This is a genomic window from Metabacillus litoralis (genome assembly GCF_003667825.1).
Classification (GTDB): domain Bacteria; phylum Bacillota; class Bacilli; order Bacillales; family Bacillaceae; genus Metabacillus; species Metabacillus litoralis_B.
Genome location: NZ_CP033043.1, coordinates 4,732,366 through 4,749,734 on the forward strand (window position 1 = coordinate 4,732,366; position 17,369 = coordinate 4,749,734).

Annotated in this window: 9 protein-coding genes, 16 tRNA genes and 3 rRNA genes; 26 read left to right on the top strand and 2 right to left on the bottom strand. The window is 37.9% G+C overall.

Going from position 1 to position 17,369, the window contains the following annotated elements; all coding sequences use genetic code 11:
- Positions 1-85 precede the first annotated feature (85 nt).
- The 21 genes from D9842_RS23140 (at position 86) to D9842_RS23240 (ending at position 9,264) form a co-directional block, all read left to right on the top strand.
- Entirely contained in the window at positions 86-958 is an 873-nt protein-coding gene (locus D9842_RS23140) for a nucleotidyltransferase-like protein (protein WP_121664495.1), read from the top strand.
- A 268-nt stretch (positions 959-1,226) separates the two neighbouring features.
- A 16S ribosomal RNA gene (locus tag D9842_RS23145) occupies positions 1,227-2,776 on the top strand.
- A gap of 236 nt (positions 2,777-3,012) precedes the next feature.
- A 23S ribosomal RNA gene (locus tag D9842_RS23150) occupies positions 3,013-5,941 on the top strand.
- Positions 5,942-6,060: 119 nt separating this feature from the next.
- Positions 6,061-6,176, top strand: a 5S ribosomal RNA gene (rrf, locus tag D9842_RS23155).
- The 16S, 23S and 5S rRNA genes sit together here with 16 tRNA genes alongside, the layout of an rRNA operon.
- Before the next feature lie 10 nt (positions 6,177-6,186).
- Positions 6,187-6,261, top strand: a tRNA-Asn gene (locus D9842_RS23160).
- Positions 6,262-6,265: 4 nt separating this feature from the next.
- A tRNA-Ser gene (locus D9842_RS23165) sits at positions 6,266-6,357 on the top strand.
- A gap of 18 nt (positions 6,358-6,375) precedes the next feature.
- Positions 6,376-6,450, top strand: a tRNA-Glu gene (locus D9842_RS23170).
- 63 nt (positions 6,451-6,513) lie between these two features.
- Positions 6,514-6,589: transfer RNA gene (locus D9842_RS23175), tRNA-Val, on the top strand.
- A 10-nt stretch (positions 6,590-6,599) separates the two neighbouring features.
- A tRNA-Met gene (locus D9842_RS23180) sits at positions 6,600-6,676 on the top strand.
- A gap of 4 nt (positions 6,677-6,680) precedes the next feature.
- Positions 6,681-6,757: transfer RNA gene (locus D9842_RS23185), tRNA-Asp, on the top strand.
- 171 nt (positions 6,758-6,928) lie between these two features.
- Positions 6,929-7,001 (top strand) — tRNA-Phe (locus tag D9842_RS23190).
- A 175-nt stretch (positions 7,002-7,176) separates the two neighbouring features.
- Positions 7,177-7,249 (top strand) — tRNA-Thr (locus D9842_RS23195).
- 11 nt (positions 7,250-7,260) lie between these two features.
- Positions 7,261-7,344 (top strand) — tRNA-Tyr (locus D9842_RS23200).
- A 5-nt stretch (positions 7,345-7,349) separates the two neighbouring features.
- Positions 7,350-7,423 (top strand) — tRNA-Trp (locus D9842_RS23205).
- A gap of 17 nt (positions 7,424-7,440) precedes the next feature.
- Positions 7,441-7,516: transfer RNA gene (locus D9842_RS23210), tRNA-His, on the top strand.
- 128 nt (positions 7,517-7,644) lie between these two features.
- Positions 7,645-7,719: transfer RNA gene (locus D9842_RS23215), tRNA-Gln, on the top strand.
- 59 nt (positions 7,720-7,778) lie between these two features.
- Positions 7,779-7,850 (top strand) — tRNA-Gly (locus tag D9842_RS23220).
- 15 nt (positions 7,851-7,865) lie between these two features.
- Positions 7,866-7,939, top strand: a tRNA-Cys gene (locus tag D9842_RS23225).
- A 16-nt stretch (positions 7,940-7,955) separates the two neighbouring features.
- Positions 7,956-8,044, top strand: a tRNA-Leu gene (locus tag D9842_RS23230).
- A gap of 22 nt (positions 8,045-8,066) precedes the next feature.
- A tRNA-Leu gene (locus D9842_RS23235) sits at positions 8,067-8,148 on the top strand.
- A 162-nt stretch (positions 8,149-8,310) separates the two neighbouring features.
- Complete coding sequence (locus D9842_RS23240; protein ID WP_162987535.1) at positions 8,311-9,264, top strand: tyrosine-type recombinase/integrase; 954 nt, start codon at positions 8,311-8,313, stop codon at positions 9,262-9,264.
- A 66-nt stretch (positions 9,265-9,330) separates the two neighbouring features.
- On the opposite strand, the gene D9842_RS23245 is transcribed toward D9842_RS23240, so the two are convergent.
- The gene (locus D9842_RS23245; protein WP_121664497.1) at positions 9,331-9,930 is read right to left on the bottom strand and encodes a hypothetical protein; all 600 of its coding nucleotides are present in this window, start codon (positions 9,928-9,930) and stop codon (positions 9,331-9,333) included.
- A 474-nt stretch (positions 9,931-10,404) separates the two neighbouring features.
- On the opposite strand from D9842_RS23245, the gene D9842_RS23250 reads away from it, so the two are divergent.
- Together D9842_RS23250 and D9842_RS23255 are read left to right on the top strand one after the other, a co-directional pair.
- Entirely contained in the window at positions 10,405-11,088 is a 684-nt protein-coding gene (locus tag D9842_RS23250; protein WP_162987536.1) for a hypothetical protein, read from the top strand.
- 94 nt (positions 11,089-11,182) lie between these two features.
- Entirely contained in the window at positions 11,183-12,121 is a 939-nt protein-coding gene (locus D9842_RS23255) for a hypothetical protein (RefSeq protein ID WP_121664499.1), read from the top strand.
- 198 nt (positions 12,122-12,319) lie between these two features.
- On the opposite strand, the gene D9842_RS23260 is transcribed toward D9842_RS23255, so the two are convergent.
- Entirely contained in the window at positions 12,320-12,961 is a 642-nt protein-coding gene (locus D9842_RS23260) for a recombinase family protein (protein ID WP_121664500.1), read from the bottom strand.
- 518 nt (positions 12,962-13,479) lie between these two features.
- On the opposite strand from D9842_RS23260, the gene D9842_RS23265 reads away from it, so the two are divergent.
- The 3 genes from D9842_RS23265 to D9842_RS23275 are packed head-to-tail and all read left to right on the top strand — an operon-like array spanning position 13,480 to position 17,073.
- The gene (locus D9842_RS23265) at positions 13,480-14,778 is read left to right on the top strand and encodes a hypothetical protein (protein ID WP_121664501.1); all 1,299 of its coding nucleotides are present in this window, start codon (positions 13,480-13,482) and stop codon (positions 14,776-14,778) included.
- Positions 14,771-15,229, top strand: a complete 459-nt coding sequence (locus tag D9842_RS23270; protein ID WP_121664502.1) for a three component ABC system middle component — start codon at positions 14,771-14,773, stop codon at positions 15,227-15,229. Before D9842_RS23265 ends, D9842_RS23270 begins: the two co-directional genes overlap by 8 nt.
- Entirely contained in the window at positions 15,226-17,073 is a 1,848-nt protein-coding gene (locus tag D9842_RS23275) for a DUF3732 domain-containing protein (RefSeq protein ID WP_121664503.1), read from the top strand. The genes D9842_RS23270 and D9842_RS23275 overlap by 4 nt, the downstream gene beginning before the upstream one ends.
- Positions 17,074-17,369: the final 296 nt, after the last annotated feature.

The following is a 17,369-nucleotide window of genomic DNA, read 5'->3' on the forward strand; positions in this document are numbered from 1 at the left end:
TTTTTTAAAGTGACTCTGAAAGTAAAGGGTTTTGACAATGAGATGTAGAAACATTTAGTAAAGCCCATATAAGGGAGGAAGATTGATGGAAAATATTCTCCGTCCTATTTATCAAGAACGAGCAAGTCATACCAATACTTTAGCCATTATCATGATTGAAAAGCGGAATCAAACCTCCCCTTTAACTGATAATTTAGATGTAGCTCTCCTGGTTATCGTAAATGAAGCTGAACAGGCTTTATTTGTTAAACATTATGAATATGAAGAAAAAAAAGCATCTTTAACGGTGATGACGAAAGATGACCTGAACGAGTCCATCCTGTTAGGTACAAATAGAAGGATTGTAGATTGGATCCTGAACGGAAAAATTCTTTTTGATCGTAATGAATACATAATAGAACTAATAGACCGACTAAAAACATTTCCTTTTAGTGAAAGGAAAATGAAAATCGGTATTGAATTTGCTAAGTTGGTTCGAAGATATCTGGAGGGTAAGGAGTTCTTCGAATCAATGCAACTGTTAGATACTTATAATCATGTTGTTCACGCGTTACATCATCTAGCAAGACTTGAAGTGATTGATAGGGGATACTATCCTGAGGTAACGGTATGGAACCAGGTAAAACAAATAGAACCGCAAATTTATAAATTGTATAAGGAATTAGTGGAAAGTGAAGAATCACTAGAGAAAAGATTAGAATTACTATTCTTAGCAAGTGATTTCCTGATTCATTCTAAGATAGAAATTGGTGCAGCACATATTTTAACTGTTATGTCTGAAAAAGATTCATGGTACTTCGATGAGCTATATCAACATCCAGAATTGAAGTATTACTCTGTAGACTTAAGTGTTCTTTTAGAATTTTTGGTTGAGAAGCAATACATATCTATAGAAAGAAAACAAACAAAAGGTAAGGGGATTTATCATCGTATATATTTTCTTGAGAAAAAATATTGACTTTAATTTTTATAGGTGATATATTATTAAACGTCGCTGTTACTTAAGTGTTAGCAGCGTCCTTATTTTCTTCTTAACGGTAAAAAAACTTTTTCTAAAAAAGAGTTGACGGTCCGGTTTGAAGATGTTATATTAATAAAGTCGCTTCTGAGAGAACGACATGAAATGATCTTTGAAAACTAAACAAAACCAAGCGTGCCAACGTTAATTTCGATTAACAAAAACAACGTACTATATAGTACAAACTTTTATGAGCTATATCAACTCTTTATTGGAGAGTTTGATCCTGGCTCAGGACGAACGCTGGCGGCGTGCCTAATACATGCAAGTCGAGCGAACCAATGGGAGCTTGCTCCCTGAGGTTAGCGGCGGACGGGTGAGTAACACGTGGGTAACCTGCCTGTAAGATTGGGATAACTCCGGGAAACCGGAGCTAATACCGGATAACATTTTGAACCGCATGGTTCAAAGTTGAAAGACGGCTTCGGCTGTCACTTACAGATGGACCCGCGGCGCATTAGCTAGTTGGTGAGGTAACGGCTCACCAAGGCGACGATGCGTAGCCGACCTGAGAGGGTGATCGGCCACACTGGGACTGAGACACGGCCCAGACTCCTACGGGAGGCAGCAGTAGGGAATCTTCCGCAATGGACGAAAGTCTGACGGAGCAACGCCGCGTGAACGATGAAGGCCTTCGGGTCGTAAAGTTCTGTTGTTAGGGAAGAACAAGTACCAGAGTAACTGCTGGTACCTTGACGGTACCTAACCAGAAAGCCACGGCTAACTACGTGCCAGCAGCCGCGGTAATACGTAGGTGGCAAGCGTTGTCCGGAATTATTGGGCGTAAAGCGCGCGCAGGCGGTTTCTTAAGTCTGATGTGAAAGCCCACGGCTCAACCGTGGAGGGTCATTGGAAACTGGGAAACTTGAGTGCAGAAGAGGAGAGTGGAATTCCACGTGTAGCGGTGAAATGCGTAGAGATGTGGAGGAACACCAGTGGCGAAGGCGACTCTCTGGTCTGTAACTGACGCTGAGGCGCGAAAGCGTGGGGAGCGAACAGGATTAGATACCCTGGTAGTCCACGCCGTAAACGATGAGTGCTAAGTGTTAGAGGGTTTCCGCCCTTTAGTGCTGCAGCAAACGCATTAAGCACTCCGCCTGGGGAGTACGGTCGCAAGACTGAAACTCAAAGGAATTGACGGGGGCCCGCACAAGCGGTGGAGCATGTGGTTTAATTCGAAGCAACGCGAAGAACCTTACCAGGTCTTGACATCCTTCGCTACTTCTAGAGATAGAAGGTTCCCCTTCGGGGGACGAAGTGACAGGTGGTGCATGGTTGTCGTCAGCTCGTGTCGTGAGATGTTGGGTTAAGTCCCGCAACGAGCGCAACCCTTGATCTTAGTTGCCAGCATTCAGTTGGGCACTCTAAGGTGACTGCCGGTGACAAACCGGAGGAAGGTGGGGATGACGTCAAATCATCATGCCCCTTATGACCTGGGCTACACACGTGCTACAATGGATGGTACAAAGGGCTGCAAGACCGCGAGGTCAAGCCAATCCCATAAAACCATTCTCAGTTCGGATTGCAGGCTGCAACTCGCCTGCATGAAGCCGGAATCGCTAGTAATCGCGGATCAGCATGCCGCGGTGAATACGTTCCCGGGCCTTGTACACACCGCCCGTCACACCACGAGAGTTTGTAACACCCGAAGTCGGTGGGGTAACCGTAAGGAGCCAGCCGCCTAAGGTGGGACAGATGATTGGGGTGAAGTCGTAACAAGGTAGCCGTATCGGAAGGTGCGGCTGGATCACCTCCTTTCTAAGGAAAATGAGGCACGCTTGGTATTTTGTTTAGTTTTGAGAGTTCATTATGATCTTTCTATATAAGTAAGACTCAATACATAGGAGTCTAAATGCAGAGTGCATTTGAACATCCTGTGTTTTATGTTCCTTGAAAACTAGATAACGAAAACAATTCAAGTAATTCACTGAGTTTAAACGCTTAGTTTAGTGATTCTCTTAATAATTGATTTAAACGACATCTTCGATGTCAAAGGTTAAGTTGTTAAGGGCGCACGGTGGATGCCTTGGCACTAGGAGCCGATGAAGGACGGTACTAACACCGATATGCTTCGGGGAGCTGTAAGTAAGCTTTGATCCGGAGATTTCCGAATGGGGAAACCCACTGCTCGTAATGGAGTAGTATCTTCACCTGAATTCATAGGGTGATGATGGCAGACCCGGGGAACTGAAACATCTAAGTACCCGGAGGAAGAGAAAGCAAACGCGATTTCCTGAGTAGCGGCGAGCGAAACGGAAGAAGCCCAAACCAAGAGGCTTGCCTCTTGGGGTTGTAGGACACTCTATACGGAGTTACAAAGGAACGGAGTAAATGAAGAGGTCTGGAAAGGCCCGTCAAAGAAGGTAACAACCCTGTAGTTGAAACTTCGTTCCCTCCAGAGTGGATCCTGAGTACGGCGGGACACGTGAAATCCCGTCGGAAGCAGGGAGGACCATCTCCCAAGGCTAAATACTCCCTAGTGACCGATAGTGAACCAGTACCGTGAGGGAAAGGTGAAAAGCACCCCGGAAGGGGAGTGAAAGAGATCCTGAAACCGTGTGCCTACAAGTAGTCAAAGCCCGTTAATGGGTAATGGCGTGCCTTTTGTAGAATGAACCGGCGAGTTACGATCCCGTGCAAGGTTAAGTTGATAAGACGGAGCCGCAGCGAAAGCGAGTCTGAATAGGGCGAAAAAGTACGTGGTCGTAGACCCGAAACCAGGTGATCTACCCATGTCCAGGGTGAAGTTCAGGTAACACTGAATGGAGGCCCGAACCCACGCACGTTGAAAAGTGCGGGGATGAGGTGTGGGTAGCGGAGAAATTCCAATCGAACTTGGAGATAGCTGGTTCTCTCCGAAATAGCTTTAGGGCTAGCCTTGAAATGAGAGTCTTGGAGGTAGAGCACTGATTGGACTAGGGGCCCCCATCGGGTTACCGAATTCAGTCAAACTCCGAATGCCAAAGACTTATGTTCAGGAGTCAGACTGCGAGTGATAAGATCCGTAGTCAAGAGGGAAACAGCCCAGACCACCAGCTAAGGTCCCAAAGTATACGTTAAGTGGAAAAGGATGTGGAGTTGCTTAGACAACCAGGATGTTGGCTTAGAAGCAGCCACCATTTAAAGAGTGCGTAATAGCTCACTGGTCGAGTGACTCTGCGCCGAAAATGTACCGGGGCTAAACGTATCACCGAAGCTGTGGACTGTTCTTACGAACAGTGGTAGGAGAGCGTTCTAAGGGCTGTGAAGCCAGACCGTAAGGACTGGTGGAGCGCTTAGAAGTGAGAATGCCGGTATGAGTAGCGAAAGAGGGGTGAGAATCCCCTCCACCGAATGCCTAAGGTTTCCTGAGGAAGGCTCGTCCGCTCAGGGTAAGTCGGGACCTAAGCCGAGGCCGAAAGGCGTAGGCGATGGACAACAGGTTGAAATTCCTGTACCACCTCCTCACCGTTTGAGCAATGGGGGGACGCAGAAGGATAGGGTAAGCGCGCTGTTGGATATGCGCGTCCAAGCAGTTAGGCTGACAACGAGGCAAATCCCGTTGTCGTGAAGGCTGAGCTGTGATGGCGAGGGAATTATAGTACCGAAGTTCCTGATTCCACACTGCCAAGAAAAGCCTCTAGCGAGGTGAGAGGTGCCCGTACCGCAAACCGACACAGGTAGGCGAGGAGAGAATCCTAAGGTGAGCGAGAGAACTCTCGTTAAGGAACTCGGCAAAATGACCCCGTAACTTCGGGAGAAGGGGTGCTTTTTAGGGTGAATAGCCCGGAAAAGCCGCAGTGAATAGGCCCAGGCGACTGTTTAGCAAAAACACAGGTCTCTGCGAAGCCGCAAGGCGAAGTATAGGGGCTGACGCCTGCCCGGTGCTGGAAGGTTAAGGGGAGAGGTTAGCGCAAGCGAAGCTTTGAACCGAAGCCCCAGTAAACGGCGGCCGTAACTATAACGGTCCTAAGGTAGCGAAATTCCTTGTCGGGTAAGTTCCGACCCGCACGAAAGGCGTAACGATCTGGGCACTGTCTCAACGAGAGACTCGGTGAAATTATAGTACCTGTGAAGATGCAGGTTACCCGCGACAGGACGGAAAGACCCCGTGGAGCTTTACTGTAGCCTGATATTGAATTTTGGTACAGCTTGTACAGGATAGGTAGGAGCCTGAGAAGCCGGAGCGCTAGCTTCGGTGGAGGCGTCGGTGGGATACTACCCTGGCTGTATTGAAATTCTAACCCACAGCCCTGATCGGGCTGGGAGACAGTGTCAGGTGGGCAGTTTGACTGGGGCGGTCGCCTCCTAAAATGTAACGGAGGCGCCCAAAGGTTCCCTCAGAATGGTTGGAAATCATTCGTAGAGTGTAAAGGCACAAGGGAGCTTGACTGCGAGACCTACAAGTCGAGCAGGGACGAAAGTCGGGCTTAGTGATCCGGTGGTTCCGCATGGAAGGGCCATCGCTCAACGGATAAAAGCTACCCCGGGGATAACAGGCTTATCTCCCCCAAGAGTCCACATCGACGGGGAGGTTTGGCACCTCGATGTCGGCTCATCGCATCCTGGGGCTGTAGTCGGTCCCAAGGGTTGGGCTGTTCGCCCATTAAAGCGGTACGCGAGCTGGGTTCAGAACGTCGTGAGACAGTTCGGTCCCTATCCGTCGTGGGCGTAGGAAATTTGAGAGGAGCTGTCCTTAGTACGAGAGGACCGGGATGGACGCACCGCTGGTGTACCAGTTGTCTTGCCAAAGGCATAGCTGGGTAGCTATGTGCGGAAGGGATAAGTGCTGAAAGCATCTAAGCATGAAGCCCCCCTCAAGATGAGATTTCCCATAGCATTAGCTAGTAAGATCCCTGAAAGATGATCAGGTTGATAGGTCAGAGGTGGAAGCGCGGTGACGTGTGGAGCTGACTGATACTAATCGATCGAGGACTTAACCTAATAAAAGCGTAAGCTTAGTGAATTGAATTGTGAATCGTTATCTAGTTTTGAAGGAATATGAAAGTAAAAAAACACTTGAAATCTTCTTCTAATTTAGTATAATAGGTTTTGTCACATTGTCTGGTAATGATGGCGAAGAGGTCACACCCGTTCCCATGCCGAACACGGAAGTTAAGCTCTTCAGCGCCGATGGTAGTTGGGGGGTTCCCCCTGTGAGAGTAGGACGTTGCCAGGCTTTGTATTATTCCGCAGTAGCTCAGTGGTAGAGCTATCGGCTGTTAACCGATCGGTCGTAGGTTCGAGTCCTACCTGCGGAGCCATTTTGGAGAGCTGTCCGAGTGGCCGAAGGAGCACGATTGGAAATCGTGTAGGCGGTGTAAGCTGTCTCAAGGGTTCAAATCCCTTGCTCTCCGCCACTATTTAAAATATAATATGGCCCATTGGTCAAGCGGTTAAGACACCGCCCTTTCACGGCGGTAACACGGGTTCGAATCCCGTATGGGTCACCATAGTTTTTTCGCGCCAGCGAAAATAACTTACCTTAATGAAAGTCAAAAATTTCGTGTTATTATGGAGGATTAGCTCAGCTGGGAGAGCACCTGCCTTACAAGCAGGGGGTCGGCGGTTCGATCCCGTCATCCTCCACCATATTTATTATCGCGGGGTGGAGCAGTCTGGTAGCTCGTCGGGCTCATAACCCGAAGGTCGCAGGTTCAAATCCTGTCCCCGCAACCAAAATGGTCCGGTAGTTCAGTTGGTTAGAATGCCTGCCTGTCACGCAGGAGGTCGCGGGTTCGAGTCCCGTCCGGACCGCCATATTATTCATTCTTATTCTACCCTAATTATAGAGTAAGAGGGTTTCAATAAGCGAAAAGATCAAGGTAGCGAGTGAATGAACACCGGAGCGTATAACCATACGTGAGGATGTGAATGAACGAGCTGACGCAGAGATTTGAAGCTTAGTGGAAGCAGTAAACTAATTAATTTGGCTCGGTAGCTCAGTTGGTAGAGCAATGGACTGAAAATCCATGTGTCGGCGGTTCGATTCCGTCCCGAGCCACCTTTTATTTATTTTAAATTAAATTTAACGCCGGTGTAGCTCAATTGGTAGAGCACGATCGAATATGCTTCGAAGCTTTTGCTTCAGCACACAAATCGAGCTGCTACTTGAATAATCTCTCTGAGATTTGGGTGACTGGTAAGTAAGATAGAACTTAATATACATCTATAATGACGCCGGTGTAGCTCAATTGGTAGAGCAACTGACTTGTAATCAGTAGGTTGGGGGTTCAAGTCCTCTCGCCGGCACTCTCATATATGGAGGGGTAGCGAAGTGGCTAAACGCGGCGGACTGTAAATCCGCTCCTTAGGGTTCGGCAGTTCGAATCTGCCCCCCTCCACCATTTATAGGGGCATAGTTTAACGGTAGAATAGAGGTCTCCAAAACCTTTGGTGTGGGTTCGATTCCTACTGCCCCTGCCAATTATAAAAACTTGATGGCGATTGTGGCGAAGTGGTTAACGCATCGGATTGTGGTTCCGACATTCGTGGGTTCGATTCCCATCAGTCGCCCCATTTATATATATATCAGACATGATTGCTTAGTAATTATAAATGCAGAAAAGCACTTGGATGTCGACGATATTTCGCGATTAGGATTTATGTAGCATATTCAAGGAAGCCTATTCTTGAAGCTAATTCAATGGGCTATAGCCAAGCGGTAAGGCATCGCACTTTGACTGCGACATGCGTTGGTTCGAATCCAGCTAGCCCAGCCATTTTTATTAACACTTTTTAGTTCTATTGCATAGGCTAAACCATATAGATAAAGTAAGATGCGGAAGTAGTTCAGTGGTAGAACACCACCTTGCCAAGGTGGGGGTCGCGGGTTCGAATCCCGTCTTCCGCTTTTAGTTTTAGTGATGGCGGCATAGCCAAGTGGTAAGGCAGAGGTCTGCAAAACCTTTATCACCGGTTCAAATCCGGTTGCCGCCTCCATTCATTTAACACCCTTGCCGGGGTGGCGGAACTGGCAGACGCACAGGACTTAAAATCCTGCGGTAGGTGACTACCGTACCGGTTCGATTCCGGTCCTCGGCACCATTTATTGTGTACTTAATCCTTTGCCAGTGTGGCGGAATTGGCAGACGCGCACGACTCAAAATCGTGTTCCTTCGGGAGTGTCGGTTCGACCCCGACCACTGGTATCTAATTTCTTTAAAAAGCCTTATAAACCAATGCTTTGAGCAATTCAGAGCATTGGTTTTTTTGTGCTTTACTTTGGTAAAGCAATCTGCTAATCGTGTGGACAACAATTTACGGTTATTAAGTACCTTTGAGACAAAAAACCTTAAAGGGAGATGCTTAAAATGGTAAGAAAAAAATTAATACAAAAAAATGTATTGGAAAAATCAGTACACGAATCATACGAAGACTTTCAATTAGAAAATAAGGTGAAAAATTTATCTGAAATGACTATCCGCTTTTATGGACAAAATTTAGTACACTTTATCAGTTTTTCAGAAGAAATAGGAATAGAACAAATCAGTGAGATAGAAAAGAAAACAATTGATAAGTTTATCATGCAGTTAAAAGAACGAAATTTAGCCGATACAACTATTAACACATATATGAGAGCAACAAGAGCTTTTCTTTATTTCGCGATGCGAGAAGGCTATTTAAACAAATTTGACATTAACCTTATTAAAGCCGACAAAAAACAAAAAGAACCATATACAGAAGAGGAAGTAAAAAAATTAATCAAGAAACCTAATATAAGAGAATGTGGCTTCGTGGAACATAGAAATTGGGTTATGGTCAATTATTTATTAGAAACTGGTAATAGGCTAAACACAATTCTCCATTTAAAAGTAAAAGATATTGATTTAGAAAACGGAATGGTTGTATTATCAACAACAAAAAATAGAAAGGCTCAATTTAATCCTATAAGTGAGCATCTTGTTAAAATCTTGAATGAATATATTAAAATTTACGACTTTGAGGAATTAGATTATTTATTTATCAATGAGTTGGGAGAGCAAATGACTAGAAATTCAATGCAACATGCAATAGCAAGATATAATAAGAAAAGAGGGGTAGCTAGAACATCTATCCATGCTTTTAGACATACTTTTGCAAAACACTATATAACAAGTGGCGGTGATTCCTTTAAGCTACAACGCTTACTAGGTCACTCTACGTTAGACGTAACATTGAACTATGTTAACTTGTATTCAAAAGATTTAAAGGATGGATTTGATAAGCACAGTATATTAGCAAATTATAACGAAAGTCCAAGAATGAAGAGAGGGAAAAGAGGATAGTACCTGAATGTTTCAAGAAAAACATAGGAAAAAGCACTGGCTCAATTAACCAGTGCTTTTCTTAATTTATAATAAATCAGCTACGACACTCCATCTTTCATAAAACTTATTTACATCTTTCTCGCCATCCCGAACCTCAGTGGTTTGGTCACCGTGTTTGTGAAAATAAAAATGGTATAGCTCTGCACTCCCACTTTCCTTATTCTTTACGAAATTTTGTAACTCCTGGGCAGTAAACAAAAAGGTATGAAACTCACCTTCATAAGAAACAGAAAAAATGTGTATGTCTATATCATCATTAAAAATGTCTTCTTCTTTCACAGTATGCCATGATGAAACATGTTCTTTAATATGGCTTTTACTGTAGTAAAATTTAGCATCTAAAGTAATTTTATTTTTTTGGATAATTAAGTCTCCCGAATCACTTCTCTTGGCGATTTTGACATTAATAGACGGATTCAAGTTCTCAATCTTATCAATAGCTTGTTTACGTGCTACAGAACGAGTAATCCTTTTTGGTTGTTCCTCATTATTAATTTCATTTACTTCCTCGTTTTCAAAACTTCTTTGATTGTCAGAAAGTCTCACTTCTAACATTTCAACTTTATTTTCGAGATTTTTTATACGAGAGTACAATTCTAAAACTAAAGAATCTAAATTATCCAACTTAAAACACCATCCTTTTGTTTTAATCTATATTAATCATACAATAATATTTAATTGTCGTCAATGATAATTTAGATTTTTTAATGATAATTTAGATTTTTTTAGAAAGAACCGAGTAAGTAGAAATTATTACCAAATTCTATTTTGGAACGGACAATGTTCGAGTATTAGATATTCATTTATATGTGGCTAATTATCTTTTGAAAAATATTGAACTGAGCAATATTTAGTTATTTGATAACTTTTTAATTTGTTCAAAGTACACGCTAACTATTCATCTTTTTGAATAATTTTGTTAGGGAAATACAAATCATATTATTGCTGTTGTCGACTCAGTACAAATTTTACAGTTGAGAAGGTGATTTCAAATTGAAGGTATGTATTCGATGCAAAATTAAGAAATCGAATAGAGAATTTCATAAAGATAAGAAATCTAAAGATAAATTACAGCAATACTGCAAGAGCTGTAAAAGTTTGTACCAAAAAGAGTTAATAAAGAAGAAAAAAGATAGCGATTATGCGCTATATCTACTAGAAAGGTCTGTCGATAAAGCGTTTGAAAGAGGACAACCACACTATAAGAAAAAACCATATGAAAATGTGGACTGTGGTTGGTCAACTCGTAAAAGAATGTTTGAAGATTTAAAGAATGACAACAACTTTATTAAGAAATGGCGGGAACAAACCTCCATCTATGAAAGAACAAAGAACGATTACGATAGACCAAGTATCGGTCGAATTGACCATTCTAAGGGGTACTATCATAACAATATTGAATGTCAGCCTATGTTTATTAATAAAAACTCGAATCCTGGTGTGGTTGTACTAACCCAAAATAACATACTCGTCTATCATGATGATTTTAGAAGTATTAGTCAACTAGGCAGAAAGCTATCAGAGTCCAACATTCCAATCAATACGCTAAATATTAAAGCAGAACAATTTAATATCATAGGTAATGGTTTACAAATTTACGTACGACTACGAAAAAAAACAAAACAATTTCAGCTATCTGATAATCCATTTTTAAAATGTGTATTGGAATTTAAAACCCAAAAATATGACCTATGTACAGGAATAATAGTACGAGAAAAAGTGCATGGTCAGGTTATTATTCCAAATGCAAAAATTGGTTTTATTAACAATTCTCGTTATTAAGAATGAGAAAAGACTAAAAAACACTCATTTAAAATAATCTGTTTTATTTCTACGAAACGATTGCATTTAATCATGTTATTAAGGGTGTTGCATTATGGATAGATTTGAAATTTTAAAGGAGTTAGAACCAGCTAAAAAGAGTAAATATCTAATATTTATTCCAAATGAAATTTTTGATGATTTATTAAATGTTAATGAAATAAGAAATGGTATGCACATTGCCCTTGCTTATTGTTATTACTGTTTAATCTCTTATTTATATCGGTATTGCATATACGGCAATATACTGGCTGATTACTTAAACCAGCCTAATTTAAAAAAGATATTAGGCTATTCAGTTATAAACAAGGAGATTGATTATATTATGAAACGAAATGGTGTGTTGGATGCGATTGGCTACACTCGTACAGTGACTGAAATTCCAATTAGTGTAATTTATATTGATGCTTTTGGAAATGCACTTAATTTTGGCATTGATAGTCGACCGTTCGATTTTGAAGAGGTATTTGAAATGGAATTTAGATTTTTAAATGAATTTGAGAAACCTAAATTTAAAATAAAATATCCAGTTAAAGCATTTGAGCGAGTAATAATAATGGATTGTGAAGAGGTAGACTCTGATGGTACATTTTTTGATATTTTTTATACTCATCCATTTGATATGAGAGTGTTTCTTCATGCTATGAGGCATGATGATATAGGAACTGTAGGCTTTTATTTATATCAATTCATTAATCGTCATGAAAACCACTCTATACAGATTACCTTAGAAAATTTAGAGAAAAGAACGGGAATAATAGGGAGAACATTAGATAGATATTTAAAAAAGTTAGAAGCTTACAATTACATTGAGGTTATCCACCAAGATTTTATAGTAAATGCACCAGTGGGAGAGCGGAATCCACCGAATACCTATACAGCAAATAGTTATAAAGATATTTATAATGAACCTTATAATGAGGTTAGGATAAGAAATGTAACATTCTATCCAGACGGTGATATTTCAAGCATTGAACATGGCAGCCAAGAATAGGAATATGTAATCAATACTTTTTTTACGATGGTTAAGAAATGACGGTAATTAAAATAAGAAAAATAAAGCGGGTTTTATAAAAAAATACCTAGTTTGCTAGTATTATAATTACCGTCAAAACTTAACTATGAAGAAAATCATAATTTTATTTTAATTACCGTCAAAAAGTAACTATGAAGAAAACAACATTAAATAATTTTATTTACCGTTAAAAGTTAACATTTCTTCATATTTTTTAATGATTTTATAAAATGTGTTCTTTTTCAGTTCCAACATATCCATAAACGCTACCGCTGTAATTTCTTTTTGTTTCCAATTATCATAATTCGCTTTTAACGTGTCTACTTGCTGGTCACTGAGTGTTTCTAGTGACATGGTAGGTCTACCTAATTGTTTACCTTTCGCTCTTGCTACCGCTATTCCTTCGGCTTGTCGCTTACGAATATTTTCACGCTCTGTTTCTGCCATAAATGATAATACTTGCAACACTAAATCACTTACAAACGTTCCCAAAGTGTCTTTATGTTGTGTTGTATCTAATAAAGGCATATCAATTACTTTTATATCCGCTTTTATTTCATGAGTGATGTATTCCCACTCTTTTTTTATTTCTTTTGAATTTCTACCAAAACGGTCTATTGATTTGATATAAAGAAGGTCACCTTCACGTAATTGTATTTTTAATGCTTGATATTGTGGTCTATCAAAGTTCTTACGGCTCTGTTTATCAATAAATATATCACGCTCATTAACACCTAATTCAATCAGTTCTGTTAGCTGACGGTCTATGTTTTGGTCTTTACTTGATACACGAATGTAGCCAAATGTTTTTTTACTCATGATGTTAGTATCTCCTTCGTTAGTTGATACTTAAATTATAGCATCAACGTTTGTAAAGGTGTATTATATTTAATAAACGTTTATATAGTAATTTTATACGTTTGCAAACGTAATTTAGGGTAGTTTTAAAAGAATTTTACATGTTTATAAAGGTGTACATTTACAACCATAGAAAATTAAGAATTTAATTTAATAGAATATTGTGTTATAAGAATAAGAAATGGAAAATAAACGGGGGATAATATACAGGTTTAAAAATATTACCTACCTTTATTATAGTAGGTAGTACATCTATACATAAATTCTATTCAAAAATTCTACGAACCTATATTACTAATCTAATTAAGAATAAGGGAACCAATGTTGTTATTCTTGGAATTATTGAAATTTTTGTAGAATTTAGATGGATTATGGTATAATTTTACTGTTTGCTAATTTTAAAAATTAAGTGTATAGTGCTTGCTGTTTGTATTATGCTCCTACAATATTCTTATACAAATCTAAAAGGGGATAAGTAAATGACAAAGGTTAAGTCACATCAAGATATTACAGCAGCGGAAGATAAGTCTATTGGATTTGAATATCAATATTACTATTTTCTTTATTTGATTCTGGGCTTAGAATCAGGCGAGTCAATTGGATTGGAAATTAAGGATGACATTCATATAGACTACCAAGATGGAACCCAGACCTTAATGCAATTAAAACATTCCATACAAACTAATGCACAGGATGAAATAATAAACCTTAGAGAAAGTGATGTTGACCTATGGAAGACTATTTATAACTGGATAAAAGTTATAAATGATACTGCTGAAAAAAGAAAAGATTTAAATTCTCAACTTGAATTTATAAAAAAGACTAATTTTATTTTGATTTCTAATAAAGCTGATAATACAATAAATAATTTCTTAGTTAATCATAGAAAGTTTAAAGATGGTGTCTTTAGTATTGAAGAGTTTAAAGAGTACCTAAAAGAAAAGTATAGTGCTGGAATAAAAAAACAAGAGGATAAGAAGGATGATGAAAAGGGAGAAAATAAAGTCTTACTTTATATAAAGGAATTATTAAATCAAAATGATGAATGGCTAAGTGTTTTCTTGGAAAAGCTTAGTTTTAGTCTTAATGAAGATGATTTATTTGGAAGAATTAGATTAAGAATTAAAGCAAAATTTGTTCCAGAAGATAATATAGACGATGTTTTTAACAGTCTTGATAGTAATATAAGAAGGGATAATTATATTACTATTAAACAAAGAGGAAGAATTGAATACAGTTTTGATGATTTATATGAGAAATATACAAGGTGTTTTTTATTAGGAAAGACAAATAAAAAGGTAGTAAGAAGAGATAAGCCTATAATTGAGGGGAACCCCGAAGAGCAATTATTTATCAAACAGCTAGAAGATATTGGAGTTATCTCCGAAGAAGATGATGACTACAAAGACCAGGTTATAAAGAGAACGATAGCAAAACTGCTTACTTTCAATAACCTAGAACAGTGGAAGCAAGAAGGAGAAATAATGAGCCTAGAGAAAGATAGGTTCGATGAAGAATCGATATATGAATGGGAAGTTATATTTAATAGTACCTATTCAAAGTTAAAAAGAAAACTAAGATTAAAAGGTACACATGTCGATGAGAATGAATTAATTGATTTAGCAAACCTATGTTTAGATGAGATTTTAAGCAAGAAATTGAACATTGATGAAACACAATTAGATTTAGAGATGAGTAATGGTCAATTTTATTTACTTTCAGATAAGCCTTTGATTGGTTGGAGATACGATTGGGGTAAGAGGTATAAAAATGAATAAAAATCTAACAATCTACAATAACGAATTAATTGGTCTTATTTCAATATTGTCCGTACTTAATTACCATAAAAAAATGAGTATAGGAAAATCAATGCTGATTTTACCGTTTTTTTCACATAATAATACTTTAAAAGTATTAAAAAGAAAGAATATAAAAGTTAGAAGTTTAGAAGAATTTATCATTAAGTATCCATCAAACTTTTCCAATTATAATGAAAGGTTCTACTCTCTTCTTCCTGTATCAATAAACTCAATTATTCTTTTGAATAGAATGAAATTAATTAGTATTAAAGATGGGGAAATATTACTTAAAGAGGATAATGTATTCGAAATAGGAAATAAAAGTCTTGGAAACAGAGCGAAAGAAATAATTCTTGGAGCTGAAAACTTATCTCAAATACTAATGGAAGATACTAAAAATTTATATCTTCAATTAAGGGTGGAACTATGAAATTTTATATAGAAGCGGTCACATTATGGTTGAAGAACAATAAGATTAGAGAAATTAAATTTAAACCAAATAAAGTTAATGTTATTACGGGTGCTAGTGGCACTGGCAAATCTGAGATTATGTCAATTATTGATTATTGCTTTTTTTCAAGTAATGCTGCAATTTCTGAAGAGAAAATTAATGAAAATGTAGAATGGTATGGATTAACTTTTTTCATTAATGATAAGTGTTTTACTATAGCTAGGGAAAAAATAATAAACAGACGTGGCTCTTCTAACTATTATTACTCTTCATCAGGAAAGGTACCAGAAAAGCCGCATACTAATATGTCTGAAGAAGAACTTAAGGAAATAATTCAAGCAGAATTTTCAATAAGTAGCAAATTGGTAATACCATATAGTGGTAAAAGTATAAAGGCTGGAAACAAGATATCATTTAGATATTTTTTATTATTTAATACTCAATCTGGAAATACTATTTCAAATAATGAAGTTTATTTTGATAAGCAAAATATTACTAGATACAGAGAAGCTTTAGAAAGAATATTTGATATTGCCCTAAAAATTGAAGATATTGAAAATATATTACTAAAAGAAAAAATAGTTTCAATTGAAAAAGAAATCAATAGAATAAAAAAGAAACAAACTTTATTCGAGAAAGAAGAAAATTTATTTGAGTCTTACATTAAAAAAGACATAAAACAAGCAAGAATATTAAACTTAATCGATGATAAATTTATCGGACCTGAAAACTACCTTAATACCTTACAAGAATTATGTAATGAACAAAAGGTGTATGATATATCTAATTCTTTTTCTGAAATTGATGAATTAACTAAAGAGAAAAATTTAATCGTAAGGAAAATTAGGAACTTCAAAAAACTAGAAAATCAATATAAATCCTACCTTGAAATTGAAAAAAATAACTATGATAGCTTAAAGCCAATTCAATATGTAAAAGAAAATTTTAGTGAACTATTGTTACTACCAGAAACGTCCTCACTGGTAGAACAATTAGAAGATGAGTTTAATTCAATAAAAAAACAGTTGAAAAATAAGAAACCTTTTAACTTAAACATCAGTGATGAATTAAATGAACTAGAACAAAAACTGTCACATATTAATAATAAACTTGAACAATATCCTCAAAAAGAAAATTATCTTTCATTAGGTAGTGAAACAGAAAAACTCTTATTCCTCGGGGAACTAAAGTATAAATTGTCATTATATCAGAAAAGGGGTGAAAATGAGGACTTTAGTGAAGAACTTGAGGAGAAGGAAAAAGAGCTAAAGAGACTAAATAATTTAGTGCGGGATGAAAAAATCGACAGAGAAGCCTTTAAAAGTATGTTAGAGTCTTTGATACAAAATTACTTAGATAAGGTCGGTAGTGCATTAGGTAATTATGAAGGGTATAGAGCTTTATTTAACTTCAAGGATAAGTCATTGTCATTAAGACCAGGAAATTCAATTTATGCTTCTTATGTTGGAAGTAGTTCTAATCATCTATTTATGCATTTGTGTTTATTTTTAGGGTTACATGAGGCTAGTATCATACAGAAATCTCCTTATATTCCTCAATTTATGATTTTAGACCAACCTAGCAGACCCTATTATGGTGAGGAAGAGGACAATTGGAGTAAAGTCGAAGTAAGTGATAAAGGAAAAATCACCACTGCGATGAAGTTGTTAAATGATTTTATTAGTCATGTAAATAAAATGTATAATGAGGAATTTCAATTTATTGTTTTAGAGCACATTCCTACAAGTGTGTGGGATGGTATGGAGAACTTCCATTTAGTTGAAGAGTTTAGATATGGAAATGCTTTAATTAATGAAGATTAATTTTATATTAAAATTGTTTACAATGATTTAACCGCATAAACGTATAGAGATAGTTTTAAAAATACATGATTCATTTATTAAATAATGTTATATTATATTTAAGGGTACTTTAATAATCGTATGGACAACAACACAAAAAGCATTGAAATCAATGGCTAAAAACCTTTAGTATCGGGGTTAGGGCGGAATTGGCAGACGCGCACGACTCAAAATCGTGTTCCTTCGGGAGTGTCGGTTCGACCCCGACCACTGGTATCAAAACACAATCATTACTTAATACAACAGTAAAAGACAAG

Coding starts and splice junctions, on each gene's coding strand:
- D9842_RS23265 (WP_121664501.1), top strand. CDS start 13,480: ATGACAAAGGTTAAGTCACATCAAGATATTACAGCAGCGGAAGATAAG.
- D9842_RS23240 (WP_162987535.1), top strand. CDS start 8,311: ATGGTAAGAAAAAAATTAATACAAAAAAATGTATTGGAAAAATCAGTA.
- D9842_RS23255 (WP_121664499.1), top strand. CDS start 11,183: ATGGATAGATTTGAAATTTTAAAGGAGTTAGAACCAGCTAAAAAGAGT.
- D9842_RS23140 (WP_121664495.1), top strand. CDS start 86: ATGGAAAATATTCTCCGTCCTATTTATCAAGAACGAGCAAGTCATACC.
- D9842_RS23275 (WP_121664503.1), top strand. CDS start 15,226: ATGAAATTTTATATAGAAGCGGTCACATTATGGTTGAAGAACAATAAG.
- D9842_RS23270 (WP_121664502.1), top strand. CDS start 14,771: ATGAATAAAAATCTAACAATCTACAATAACGAATTAATTGGTCTTATT.
- D9842_RS23260 (WP_121664500.1), bottom strand. CDS start 12,961: ATGAGTAAAAAAACATTTGGCTACATTCGTGTATCAAGTAAAGACCAA.